The sequence below is a fragment of the Metabacillus sp. 22489 genome, assembly GCF_052044855.1.
Taxonomy (GTDB): Bacteria; Bacillota; Bacilli; order Bacillales; family Bacillaceae; genus Metabacillus; species Metabacillus niabensis.
This window is the reverse complement of sequence record NZ_JBQENT010000034.1, coordinates 1-13692: the sequence shown is the minus strand read 5'-3', so window position 1 is coordinate 13692 and position 13692 is coordinate 1. Positions and strand designations below refer to the sequence as shown.

Here is a 13692-nt window from a genome sequence, read left to right as displayed (position 1 = left end):
ATAAACTGTTGTCAAACTCTAACTTTATATCTGATTAACAAGTACATTGTTATCTATTTACTTAATAAAGCTTGTTTGTTTTTGAAAATGACTGTTTTCGCAATTCTTCTTGCATTTTTAAAGTGTAGTCGTTCGGGAGGGGATTTCTTCGTACAGCATCCGCTTTCCGTGGGTGGGTAGTGTACCTCCACAGTGTTAACACCTGTTCAACATTATACAGGAGTCTTGCCATCAGCGCTCCAATCAATCCATATTGAGTTAAGGTTAAAAACAACAACCTATTGGAAAAGAGCTTTGAAAATTATAGGGGGAATGAAATGATGAATCAAATTGACCATATTGGCATTGTTGTTCGCTCAATTAAGAAAGCCTTACCATTTTATCAGGATATGTTGCAACTTACCTTTCTAGGATTTGAAGAGATTCCTTCGCAAAATGTGAAGGTAGCCTTTTTAAAAGCAGGTCATACAAAAATCGAGTTATTGGAATCCACTGATGATAATGGACCGATCGCTAAATTTCTTGAAAAAAGAGGAGAAGGTGTTCACCATATTGCATTTCAAGTGAAAGATATACAAGGGAAGCTAATTGGATTAAAAGAAAGAGGAATAGAGCTTATTGACGAATGTCCGCGAAATGGGGCTAATAAAACTCAAATTGCGTTTCTTCACCCGAAAGTTTCCAATCACGTATTAATTGAGTTATGTGAAAAGATAGGTCGTGATGAAGATGGCAGATGATATGTTTTTCAAAATAAATGAATTATATGATAAACGACGAGAAATTGAATTGGGTGGTGGGGATGAAAAAATTGCTAAGCAGCATGACAAAGGGAAATTAACAGCTAGAGAAAGAATTAACCTTCTCTTAGATGAAGATACTTTTGTGGAGTTGAATCCATTTATTCGTCATCGTTGTCATGACTTCGGCTTAAATGAAATTCATGGACCTGGTGATGGCGTAGTTACTGGGTTTGGAAAAATCAATGGCAGATCAATTTACTTATTTGCACAAGATTTTACTGTCTTCGGTGGTGCATTAGGTGAAATGCACGCATTGAAAATAGCAAATGTCATGGATTTAGCGGCAAAAAATAGAACACCTATCATAGGACTTAATGATTCGGGCGGAGCGAGAATTCAAGAAGGTGTGGTATCATTAGATGGTTATGGGAAAATTTTTTACCGTAATACAATATATTCAGGGGTTATTCCACAGATTTCTGTTATATTAGGACCATGTGCAGGTGGGGCCGTCTATTCTCCAGCAATTACAGATTTTGTTTTTATGGTTGAAAAGACTAGTCAAATGTTCATTACTGGTCCTAAGGTAATAAAAACCGTTACTGGTGAGTCGATTTCTTCTGAGAATCTAGGAGGAGCTTATGTGCATAATACAATTAGTGGTAATGCTCATTTTTCTGGAAGCTCCGAACAGGAAGTTTTAGCACAAGTTCGCATGTTATTAAGCTATTTACCGCAAAATAATGAAGAAAAACCACCTTCTCTTCCGTATCAAAAACAGGATGAGTATCGCAATGTTCTTGCGGAAATAATTCCAGGTGACTCATTAAAATCGTACGATGTTCGAAATATCATTAAGCATGTTGTTGATGCAGATTCCTTTATGGAAGTACAGAAAGATTTTGCAAAAAACATTGTTATTGGCTTTGCAAGAATAAAAGGAGAAGTCGTTGGACTGATATGTAACCAACCTAAATATTTAGCAGGCAGTCTTAATATAGATGCTTCTGATAAAGCAGCAAGATTTATACGTTTTTGTGATTCTTTCCAAATCCCGCTAATTACTTTTGAAGATGTCACCGGCTTTTTCCCTGGAATTAAACAGGAGCATGAAGGGATTATCCGCCATGGTGCGAAAATTTTATTTGCTTATTCAGAAGCAACAGTCCCAAAAATTACTGTTATTTTACGAAAAGCATACGGTGGTGCATATGTTGCGTTAAATAGCAAATCAATTGGTGCTGATTTAGTATTTGCGTGGCCATCTGCAGAAATTGCCGTTATGGGTCCTCATGGTGCAGCAAATATTATTTTTTCTAAAGAAATTCAAGCATCTAACAATCCTGAACAGACAAGAAGTGTTAAAATAGAAGAGTATCGTAGGAAATTTGCCACCCCATATATAGCAGCTAGTCATGGAATGGTCGATGATGTTATAGACCCTAGGGAAACAAGGATAAGGTTAATTCAGGCTTTAGACATGCTTCGTACTAAAAGGGAGGAAAGACCACGCAAAAAACATGGGAATATTCCTCTTTAGGCATGGAAAGTAAAAATTTGGAGGCGTTATACATATGGTTAATAAGCAACGATTACTAGATGAATTTTTAGAGCTCGTACAAATTGATTCAGAAACTAAATATGAAGCAAATATTGCAAAGGTACTTAAAGAAAAGTTTTCAACTCTTGGGTTACATGTTGTCGAGGATCAAACAACAGAAGTTACTGGTCATGGTGCAGGAAATTTGGTGTGTACATTAGATGCAACAAAAGGAGGCGTCGATACAATCTATTTCACTTCACATATGGATACAGTTGTCCCTGGTAATGGTATTAAGCCTAGTATTAAGGATGGATATGTGGTAACAGATGGCACTACAATTTTAGGTGCGGATGATAAAGCAGGCTTGGCAGCAATGTTGGAAGCAATTAAAACGATAAAAGAAAACAATTTGCAACATGGAAAAATTGAATTTGTTATTACTGTTGGCGAAGAATCAGGTTTAGTCGGTGCAAAAGCTTTGGATCCTTCATTGATGACAGCAAAATTCGGTTATGCTTTAGATAGTGATGGAAAAGTTGGAACGATTGTTGTTGCAGCACCGACGCAAGCTAAAGTAAAAGCGACTATATATGGAAAAACAGCCCATGCTGGAGTTGCTCCAGAGAAGGGTGTTTCAGCGATTACGATTGCTTCCAAAGCAATTTCTAAAATGCCTCTTGGAAGAATTGACCATGAAACTACTGCAAACATAGGAAGATTTGAAGGGGGTACTCAAACAAATATTGTTTGTGATTTAGTTCATATTCTTGCTGAAGCACGATCTTTAGTCCCTGAAAAAATGGAGCAGCAAGTACAGAAAATGAAGGATGCATTCGAAAGTGCTGCAGCTGAAATGGGAGGACGCGCTGAAATTGAAGTTGATGTCATGTATCCAGGTTTTAAATTTGGTGAGGGAGACCATGTAGTTGAAGTGGCGAAGCGTGCGGCTGAAAAAATTGGTCGTCAAAGTGAGCTTCAAACAAGTGGTGGTGGTAGTGATGCCAACGTAATTGCAGGAAATGGCATTCCTACTGTTAATCTCGCAGTTGGTTATGAGGATATTCATACAACAAATGAAAAAATGCCAATTGATGAACTTGAAAAAACGGCAGAATTAGTTGTGGCGATTATTCAAGAGGTTGCACAATAAGTTTTTAGAAGGAAGTAGGCTGTTAGCTTACTTCTTTTTATTAAATTTAAGCATAAATTTATTATCAAATTTTAGAAATCTTCTTCCATTTTTCAAGTTTATTACCACCTATACTTTTTCATAATTGAAAGAAAATAAGAGCGTATGGGGATATGATGAAAAAAAGGAGGGGTTTCTAATGATAATGAAAAAGGCTTCCCTGTTCATTACAGGAGCGTTAGTAGCAGGTTTGGTAGCATGTAACAATAATGAGGCAATGGATAATGGTAACAATACTCCAATTGGAACTCTAAATGTTGCTGATGATAATAACAGAACAATTTGGGATAATCGAAATGAATTCTACTCGAGGAATGTAGATACGAGGAATAATGGTGTGCCAAATGAGTTAGAAACAGCTCATCGAGATAAGGAAAACAACCGAGCTGATGATAATGATTTTGATCTTGTCCGAGACAATCGGAAAAATAATGATGATGGTTTTGAAATATCTAGTTCAAAAACAGATCTATCAAGTAAAGAATTCCCACATACAAGAGCAATTGTTGTTCAAGAAGCAAAATATAAGTATGAAAAATTAAATGCAAATCAAACTAATCAACATCAATATCGTCAATGGTTTGCACAACAGCCAGTACAGCAGCAACAGCAGCAACCAAGACAACAGCGACAAGAACAACAGCAACCAACTCAACAACAGCAACCAACTCAACAACAGCAACCAACTCAACAACAGCAACCAAATAACGCAACGGATCAGCAACAAAAAGCTGCTCCACAGACTCAAGGTGTTAGTCAAGCTGTTCAACAAGTAATTGATCTTACAAATGCTGAACGAAGAAGAAATGGTTTAGCAGACTTAAAAGCTGATACGAAATTAAGCGGAGTTGCTCAAAAGAAATCAGAAGATATGCAGCAAAACAATTACTTCTCTCATACAAGTCCGACATATGGTTCCCCATTTGATATGATGCGTGATTTTGGGGTAACGTATAAGACGGCTGGTGAAAACATCGCTCAAGGTCAACAAACTCCGCAACAAGTAGTACAAGCATGGATGAACAGCGAAGGTCACCGTAAAAATATTCTCAGCAGAGATTTTACTCATATTGGGGTAGGCTATGATTCAAATGGTCACCATTGGACGCAAATGTTTATTGGAAAATAGGCTATGTAACATGAAGAAGTAGATAAGCTTAATTATCTACTTCTTTTTAAGCTAAGAAAAGAAAACACCCTAGCTCGAAACTATTTTATATACTAATACGTCTAATTTTTTAGGGTTAAGAAATAATTAAGAAATGATTTATAAAAAAATTATGTATTTTTTATATAGTCATGGTACTCTTTAAATGATAGTAAAAATTGTATGAAATTGTTAACTTTATGATAAAGTACGGTGATGTTAATGTCTTCTAAGAAAGGTAATTATTTTGATGTTTCTTTAGTGTTTTTTTTGTTTTTGTTAATGATTTGCAGCTGTGTAACGATTTTTAGCGCACAAAAATATGCTCAATATGATGATAACTTTTTTTTGAAGCAGATTATTTGGTTCGTATTAGGGATTATTATTGCTTCTTGTATTTTTATTTTTGATTTTGAACAGATTAGTAAAGTGACACCATTTTTGTATGGATTTGGTCTTTTGTTACTTATTGGTATCTTAATAGCTCCTTCAACTCTTGTACCCGAAATAAATGGTGCAAAATCATGGTATGTAGTTCCGGGGATTGGCTCTATTCAACCATCTGAATATATGAAAATATTTTTAATTATGATGCTCGCTAATGTAACTAGTAAGCATTATGAAAGAGGAGATGGAGATTTTATTCTCTTATTAAAAATAGCTGCTGTATCATTACCACCTGTACTCTTGATTCTCCTTCAAAATGATTTTGGTTCATCGTTAGTAATGGTAGTTATTACAATCGCAGTCATCTTCTTATCAGGTATAAACTGGCGCTATATACTAGTTATCTTCATGTTAATCTTAACAACTGTTGGATGTCTAGTTGCTACTTTTATATATAATCCTGACTTTTTATTAAATATCTTTGGGGAATACCAATTAAATCGAATTTATTCGTGGCTCGATCCTTTTGAGCATGGAGAAGGAATAGGCTTTCAGTTAAAACAGTCGTTATTAGCAATTGGTTCTGGAATGATTGACGGAAAAGGTCTTCAGCAAAGTAATGTCTATACTCCGGAGGCTCATTCAGATTTTATTTTTACAATTGTTGCCGAGGAATTTGGCTTTATCGGGGCATCTGTTGTCATTTCATTGTATTTTTTAATCATTTATCGCATGCTTGGGATTGCTATGTATGTACGTAATACTTTATATGAATTTTATATATGTATTGGAATGGTAGCATTATTTACATTCCATACGTTTCAAAATATTGGGATGGTTACAGGGTTAATTCCAATCACTGGTATTCCATTGCTATTAATGAGTTACGGTGGTAGCTCAGTTATGGCTAGTATGCTAGGGATGGGATTAGTATTAAACGTTTCCTTGAAAAAGCGTGACTTTATGTTTTCAAGCGATAAATAGTAGGGAAGTATTCGAAACAACTTTTATACTATCTTTAATATACAAAAAAGCTGTCAAAGTGGGTAAGACCCATTAATGACAGCTTTATTTGTTATATTTCATTTCTCTTAATTATTCGAGTAGCCCCTCGATCGTTAAGTTTTTAACTGGTAGAAAATCCTCCTCAGTGTCTAAATAATGAACGTTTACGCGATCACCTTCTTTAAGGTAAATAGCAAGGGAGTTACTCTCTGACGAAATAATGAAGTTTTTGTTATTATCTAACAAGAATGAAATCAATGTATAGTCACCAGATTTCTCCTTGTATACTCTTACTACTGAACCGGAAACCTGTTTTTCTTCTGCCGTCCCGCGTCCATCAACTGAACTGCCACCCTTTTGTAATGCTGTTTTGTATTGCTTTAATGCCTCATTAGGTGTATTAGCATAGACTGATATTTCGGGATTAGCTGCTGAAACAATAAAATAATTTTGTAGGAATCCATTAGAATCAAGTACAGGGACTAACCAGCTTGCTTCTCCATAAAAATTATAAAGTACAGGCATTTCTCCTTGCCATTTTTTTTCAATGAATTTCTTCTCTATAATTTGTAAGGCACCTTGTGAATCCATATAGGATTCTTCTAAATTTCCCGTATAGTAAGTTGCTTTTCCAGTTCTGGAATTTGTAAGTGAGTACCCTAGCATTGAATCAACGCCCTCTTTTGGGCTTGTAAAATCAGTGAAATAATACATTTCACCTTCCTCGTTGAAAATTGGGCTGACATTTGCCTCAGTTCCTTCATCTGAAGGTAGTTTAACATCAGATTTACCAAAAAGACTATTCCAGAAACCATGAATATATTTTCCATAATAGCTATTTTGCAGACTAACTGCTTCAGGAGAGACAGCACCGTCAATAAACTTTGGAACATCAGCTAATTTGTAATCCATAGTCTCACCTGTTTTAGGGTCAACCATTACGATTCCTTCAGCTTTAAAGCCATTTCGGGCCGTTACAAAACTACCATATGTTCTAATATAATAGGGTTTACCTTCATCATCAATTTCTAATTGTGTTTGTCCATAGAATATCCGTTTCGGATAGTTCATACGAATATGGCGTTCGAGATTCTTTTGGAAATATGAAGAAGGTGTGTAAACCATATCAGCTTTAATAAACCTTGGATTAGCAGATGAATCAGTAGCACTTAGTGTGAAATATCCAGGTGTTTTATCCCCGTTCCACCATTTGAAGAAACCCGAAAATTCTACAGGTGCAATATAGACAAATTCATTATTTACTTTTTGAATTTGTAATTGTCCAAGCTCATAATAGCTAGTATTCGGTACTTGACCAAATGCCTTTTTCATCTTATTGCGAGCAAATTGTGGAGGGACACTTGCAGGTGTTTTTGTTTCATCAAATGCTTGAATTTCAACCTGTTCCTCCATTTTTACCTGTTTGAATTTTTCATTGGCATTAAAAACAGGTGCGATTAGGAAGTAGATACCTATAATAAAACTAGCAGCAAATATAATACCTTTTATTAGCCTTTCCTTTCCGTTAGATATGATAGTCGCTATGGCTGTTACGATGATTGTAAATATCCATAATGATGTAAAATTGCGATCTAGATTTGTAAAGTAATAAAAGGTAAAGGTTAACACCATAGTTAATATCGTTATGGTAATAAATGGAGTGATAAAAGATGGTTTCTTTTTATCTTTTTTCTTTGCACCTGAGAGATGCTCCCTCATAATCGGAATAACTACTAGGGCAGTAATCAAGCCGATTATTAACGAAAACAGAAAGATATTACTCATTATTGTCTTCCCTTCATAATTAAATGTTATATGTTATATACGAATGATTAACAAAAAGGTTCCATGCCGTCATTAGATAAAAAAATGGTGAAGGAAATTTCCCTCACCATTAACGAAGATATTAAACAAATATAAAGTATAGGATAAATAATACACATAGAACATACATAATTGGATGGACTTCTTTAAAACGTTTTTGTGCAATCATTGCAAATGGATATAAGATAAAGCCAAGGGCGATCCCTGTTGCCACACTCGATGTTAATGGCATCATAATGATCGTGACAAAAGATGGTATGACGATCTCTAATCTGCCCCAATTTATTTTGCTTATTTCCATAGCCATTAACGCACCGACAATAATGAGAGCTGGTGCTGTTACTTCAGTCGTTATGACGGAAAGAATAGGTGAGAAGAATAATGCTATTGTAAAGCAAATTGAGATAACAACAGCTGTAAAGCCTGTACGTCCCCCAACTGCGATCCCTGCTGTTGATTCTACAAATGAAGCAGTTGTTGATGTACCGAAAATCGCTCCGGCAACTCCTGATGTCGAATCAGCCAATAAAGCTCTCCCTGCATTTGGTATTTCATTATCTCTCATAATGCCTGCTTGACTAGCTACTGCAATAAGGGCACCAGCCGTATCAAAAAATGCTACAAATAAAAATGTAAAGATAACTGTAAGGACTTGAGGTGTAAAAATATCTCCTAAATGTGAAAAGACAACGCCAAACGTTGGTTCTAAGCTAGGAACGCTGCCAATTATTGAACTAGGAACATCGATAAAACCTGCAATCATTCCAATAATTGTCGTAATCACCATACCGTAAAAAATACCACCATTTATCCCTCTTACTAGCATCATTAATGTAATAATAAAACCAACGACTGCTAACCCTGTACCTGGAGAAGTTAAATCTCCGATTGAAACAAAGGTATCTGGATTAGAAACGACAATCCCGGCATTTTTTAATCCAACAAATGCGATAAAAAATCCAATACCTGAAGCGATTGCATATTTCAAATCTTGTGGTATAACATTAATAATTTTCTCGCGAATTTTTAATAAACTCAATATCATAAAAATAATGCCAGCTACAAAAACTCCGGTAAGAGCAATTTGCCATTCGATTCCCATTCCTATACATACAGAAAAAGTAAAAAATGAATTAAGCCCCATACTTGGTGCAATTCCAATAGGATAATTTGCGAGTAGCCCAATTAAAAGGGAACCTACGATAGCGGATAAGGCAGTAGCAGTAAATAACGCACCCTTATCCATTCCAGCTTGGCTTAATATAATAGGATTAACAACAAGAATATAAGCCATTGATAGAAATGTAGTTATTCCTGCTAATGTTTCCCTTTTATATGAAGTTTGTCTTTCTTCGAATTTAAAGAATTTTTTCATGATGTGTTCCTCCAAAATATAAACAATGATGTTAAGAATTGAGACTAATTAATAGTTTGAACAGATATTGGGTTATTATTCTAGTAGAACGGGTTTGTCAACGCATAAAAAAAACTTTGGCTACTAAAGCTGCCAAAGTTGTCTTTAAAAGGAATAGGTGATAAGTCACTATCCTTGTAGACAAGCCATTTAAGGTAGCTGGTAGAAACGTTCAAGCCATATTCTCGAACTTATACAAGGGAATTTATAAATAGATAATAGTCGGATTTTATCAGTTTTCGACAACGTTCGTCAATAGCAAGTAAAATAGTTTATATATTCATTTAATTTAAAAAGGAAATTATCACCGTGCTTTCAATAATATGTATTATCATATAAATCTCAAAATAACAGATACACCGTGCTTCACATCCTATATAAATAATAGTATGATAGTCATCAAAGAATGGTAATTATCTTACATATTGATTTTTCCGAGAGGAGTTTTAAATATGGATATTTCAAAAGTAGTTGTGTTTCGAGCTGGAAATGAAGAATACGGAGTACCTATTGAAAACGTTATTTCTATTGAAAAATTAGAGGACATAAACGTCATCCCAAATATGCCTTATTATATGAAGGGTGTTGTCATGGTGAGAGGGGAATTAATTCCTACACTTGATACGAACAATATCTTATATAAGCAGGAAACGACTATTACAGAAAACATAAAACTTATCGTTATTCAATCAGATGAACTATCAGTAGCTTTAATAGTTGAAGATGCAAAAGAAATTATTGATATTGAACAAGAACAACTGAAGTCTATATCAGTGGGTGCTTTTCAAGCAACAAAATATTTTGTTGCTGTTGCAAGTATTGAAAGCCGGTTAATTACGATTATTGACCCGAATCAATTTATCTCTAGTCTTGAAGGGATTTCCCTCGTAAAGGACGAAATTATCAGTCACCAATTATAAAATTGGTGATTTTTTGATGAGAAGTAAGTGGTGCTTACATAAAGAATTGGATTTCTTAAAGAAGCTTAACTATGTTAAAGTGTTCATATAAATGAAGAAAATTAATATCGTGTGGTGTATTATTTATGGAACGATCACATAGTGGAAGAATCATTCTTCATGTTGATATGAATAGCTTTTACGCATCTGTTGAAATAGCCTTTAACCAAGCATTAAAGAATAAGCCATTAGCCATTGCAGGAAATGTAGAAGAACGAAAAGGAATCATTGTTACTTGCAGCTATGAAGCAAGGGCTAAAGGCGTTAAGACAACGATGCCACTATGGCAGGCAAGAAAATTATGTCCAGATTTAATTGTTATGAAACCTAATTTTGAAAGATATCGAAAAGCTTCGAAAGCAATGTTTGACATCTTAAGGGAATACACGGATCTTGTTGAGCCGGTTTCAATTGATGAAGGATATATGGATATTACAAATTGTGTTGGGCAAACTCCTCTGGAAATTCCTAAGCAAATCCAGCAACGATTACTTGATGAGTTATTGCTACCTTGTAGCATTGGGGTAGCTCCAAACAAATTTTTAGCTAAAATGGCCTCCAATATGAAAAAACCATTAGGAATAACTATTTTAAGGAAACGAGAGCTTTCAGATAAACTGTGGCCATTACCTGTAGCAGAGATGCATGGAGTGGGTAATAAAACAGCAAAGAAACTTGAGACAATAAATATTAAGACTATTTATGATTTAGCACATGGTGATTCTATACAATTGAAAAAATTACTTGGAATCAATGGAGAGCTGCTTAAACAGCGCGCTAATGGAATAGACACTCGTGAGGTAGATCCAGATTCAATTTATGAATTTAAGAGCATTGGAAACTCAACAACATTAGCAAAGGATACAACTAATGAAAAAGAAATTAATGATGTTCTAAGAAGGCTTGCACATTCTGTAATGGTAAGAATGAAGCGAAAGGAAGTACTCACGACTAGAATTTTTATTAGCATTCGGTTTGGAAATTTAAAAACAATTACAAGAAGTAAAAAGCTTGAGAACCCAATTAAAAATGAAGAAGATATATATTCAGTCGCAAAACAACTCTTTTTTGCAAATTGGAACGAAGAGCCGATTCGACTATTAGGTATTACAGCACAAGACCTGTTAGGGAAAAATGATGCTATTAAACAGTTGGATTTGTTTTCCTTTGAGGAAGATGCAAAGGAGGAGCCACTGCTATCTGTTATGAATAAAATTAACGAAAGATATGGAAATCAGCTGATTCAACGAGGTGTTAAAGGTGCCTTAGAGACTGATATTTCACCTGGAACTAGCTTTAATAAAGATTTTTTAAGAGATTAAGCGATTACATTGGTTATGTTACTTGAAAAGTATACGAAACTTATGGTATTTTCTATTATAGTCATAATAAATAATTCGAATTGTGTGTCAATTTCGTAAGTTTTGTCAAAAGGGGCAGATATATGTCGGCACCTTTTCATATTCTAAGGACTAGAAGGGACGTAAGTAAATGTCAAAACAACAAATTGGTGTTATTGGTTTGGCTGTAATGGGGAAAAATTTAGCTTTAAATATTGAAAGTCGTGGATTTTCAGTATCAGTTTTTAACCGTTCAGCAGAAAAAACAGAAGAATTTCTAAAAGAAGCGGAAGGGAAAAATGTTGTTGGTACATACAGCATTGAAGAGTTTGTCCAATCTTTAGAAACCCCTCGCAAAATTTTATTAATGGTAAAGGCTGGAGCTCCAACTGATGCGACAATTGAATCACTATTACCACATCTTGATAAAGGTGATATTCTAATCGATGGTGGTAACACATTATACACAGATACACAGCGTCGAAATAAGGAGTTAGCTGAAAGTGGCATCCATTTCATTGGAACTGGTGTATCAGGTGGGGAAGAAGGGGCATTAAAAGGTCCTTCAATTATGCCTGGTGGACAAAAAGAAGCATTTGATCTTGTTCAACCTATTTTAGAAGCTATTTCAGCTAAAGTTGGTGGAGATCCTTGCTGTACATACATTGGTCCAGATGGTGCTGGTCACTATGTGAAAATGGTGCATAACGGAATCGAATACGGAGACATGCAATTAATTTCAGAAGCTTACTTTATTTTGAAAAACGTTTTAGGCTTAAATGCCGAAGAGCTTCATGAAGTGTTTGCTGAATGGAATAAAGGAGAGCTTGACAGCTACTTAATTGAGATCACTGCGGATATTTTCACTAAAATTGATGAAGAAACAGGCAAGCCGCTTGTAGATGTGATTCTTGATACTGCAGGGCAAAAAGGAACTGGAAAATGGACAAGTAAAAGTGCTCTTGATTTAGGTGTTCCACTTCCTATTATTACAGAGTCTGTATTTGCACGTTTCATTTCAGCTATGAAGGAAGAGCGTAAAAAAGCAAGCACAATTCTTTCAGGTCCTACTGCAAAATCTTATACAGGAAACAAAGAAGAGCTTATTGAAGCAGTTCGTAAAGCATTATATATGAGTAAAATTTGTTCTTATGCTCAAGGTTTTGCACAAATGAGAGCAGCTTCAGAAGAGTACAATTGGGATTTAAAATACGGTGATATCGCAATGATTTTCCGTGGTGGTTGTATCATCCGTGCTGCATTCCTACAAAAAATCAAGGATGCATATGATAAAAACCCACAATTAGAAAATCTTTTACTTGATTCATATTTTAAAGAAATTGTTGAAAGCTACCAAGGGGCTCTTCGTCAAATTCTTACTGTAGCAATTGAAAATGGTGTTCCAGTACCATGCTTCTCTTCTGCACTATCTTACTATGATAGCTACCGTACTGAAACATTGCCAGCTAACCTTTTACAAGCACAACGTGACTACTTCGGTGCTCACACATATCAACGTGTTGATAAAGAAGGTATTTTCCATACTGAATGGATGCAAAAATAATAAAGAAAATGTGATTTTGGGCAAGGACTTATGTTCTTGTCCTTTTTTAATGAGAGGGTATATTAATGCTTATTGTTGACTGTCATGTGGCTTTATTTATTGCTGCAAGTTCTATAGACGAAATAATAACCTAGCTTAACAACGTCTAAATAAACAAAAAGAGCTATTACAGTTCTACTGTAATAGCCAATAAGGAGATACTTTGGGTTGCATCTTACATTAATAGCTTATGTGGATTCCATTTAAGATGTATGAGACAGATAGACGAGCAGATTCGCACATTTTTTATATTATATGAGTAAAACATAGAGTGTTTAAAGAAGTTAGGTGATGAAGAGCTGTATAAAAATAGAGGTTCTTACAAATTGAAAAGGCTGGAGCAATGTGCTTCCAGCCTTTGTTAATGTGCGCCCGGCATGGGTACAGTCTATAGGGTGCAAGTCCCGAGCCACGAAGGCAGTAGTAGTGGTTAGTTTAACGCAAGGGTGTCCGTGGTGACGCGGAATCTGAAGGAAGCGGGCGGCAAACCTCCGGTCTGAGGAACACGAACTTCATATTAGGCTAGGTACCATTGGAT

10 protein-coding genes and 1 riboswitch are annotated in these 13692 nt (G+C 35.3%); of the genes, 8 read left to right on the top strand and 2 right to left on the bottom strand.

The window, feature by feature from the left end:
- Positions 1–317: 317 nt before the first annotated feature.
- The 5 genes from mce to ACTJJ9_RS17880 all read left to right on the top strand — a co-directional run bounded on the left by mce (position 318) and on the right by ACTJJ9_RS17880 (position 5993).
- Positions 318–740 (top strand): methylmalonyl-CoA epimerase, encoded by a 423-nt coding sequence (mce, locus tag ACTJJ9_RS17900; protein WP_145582580.1) that lies wholly within the window; start codon positions 318–320, stop codon positions 738–740.
- Positions 730–2283: an acyl-CoA carboxylase subunit beta gene (locus tag ACTJJ9_RS17895; RefSeq protein ID WP_145582579.1), complete on the top strand. Its 1554-nt coding sequence runs from the start codon at positions 730–732 to the stop codon at positions 2281–2283. The genes mce and ACTJJ9_RS17895 overlap by 11 nt, the downstream gene beginning before the upstream one ends.
- Positions 2284–2317: 34 nt before the next feature.
- Entirely contained in the window at positions 2318–3436 is a 1119-nt protein-coding gene (locus ACTJJ9_RS17890) for a tripeptidase T (protein ID WP_145582578.1), read from the top strand.
- A gap of 487 nt (positions 3437–3923) precedes the next feature.
- Positions 3924–4604 (top strand): CAP domain-containing protein, encoded by a 681-nt coding sequence (locus ACTJJ9_RS17885; protein WP_440768792.1) that lies wholly within the window; start codon positions 3924–3926, stop codon positions 4602–4604.
- A 240-nt stretch (positions 4605–4844) separates the two neighbouring features.
- Entirely contained in the window at positions 4845–5993 is a 1149-nt protein-coding gene (locus tag ACTJJ9_RS17880) for an FtsW/RodA/SpoVE family cell cycle protein (protein WP_440768786.1), read from the top strand.
- A gap of 111 nt (positions 5994–6104) precedes the next feature.
- Here the strand turns inward: ACTJJ9_RS17880 and ACTJJ9_RS17875 are convergent, their stop codons facing one another.
- Positions 6105–7799 (bottom strand): hypothetical protein, encoded by a 1695-nt coding sequence (locus tag ACTJJ9_RS17875; RefSeq protein WP_145582575.1) that lies wholly within the window; start codon positions 7797–7799, stop codon positions 6105–6107.
- Positions 7800–7920: 121 nt separating this feature from the next.
- Positions 7921–9213, bottom strand: coding sequence for an NCS2 family permease (locus tag ACTJJ9_RS17870; protein ID WP_145582574.1), 1293 nt, complete (start codon positions 9211–9213; stop codon positions 7921–7923).
- 157 nt (positions 9214–9370) lie between these two features.
- A riboswitch (purine riboswitch) is annotated at positions 9371–9471 on the bottom strand.
- Positions 9472–9704: 233 nt separating this feature from the next.
- Here ACTJJ9_RS17870 and ACTJJ9_RS17865 point away from each other — a divergent pair.
- The 3 genes from ACTJJ9_RS17865 to gndA all read left to right on the top strand — a co-directional run bounded on the left by ACTJJ9_RS17865 (position 9705) and on the right by gndA (position 13115).
- Entirely contained in the window at positions 9705–10172 is a 468-nt protein-coding gene (locus ACTJJ9_RS17865; protein WP_145582573.1) for a chemotaxis protein CheW, read from the top strand.
- Positions 10173–10297: 125 nt separating this feature from the next.
- Positions 10298–11533 carry a DNA polymerase IV gene (locus ACTJJ9_RS17860; RefSeq protein ID WP_145582572.1) on the top strand — a complete coding sequence of 412 codons (1236 nt, stop codon included), beginning with the start codon at positions 10298–10300 and terminating at the stop codon, positions 11531–11533.
- 169 nt (positions 11534–11702) lie between these two features.
- On the top strand, positions 11703–13115 hold the full coding sequence (gndA, locus tag ACTJJ9_RS17855) for an NADP-dependent phosphogluconate dehydrogenase (RefSeq protein ID WP_095299922.1): 1413 nt from the start codon (positions 11703–11705) through the stop codon (positions 13113–13115).
- Positions 13116–13692: the final 577 nt, after the last annotated feature.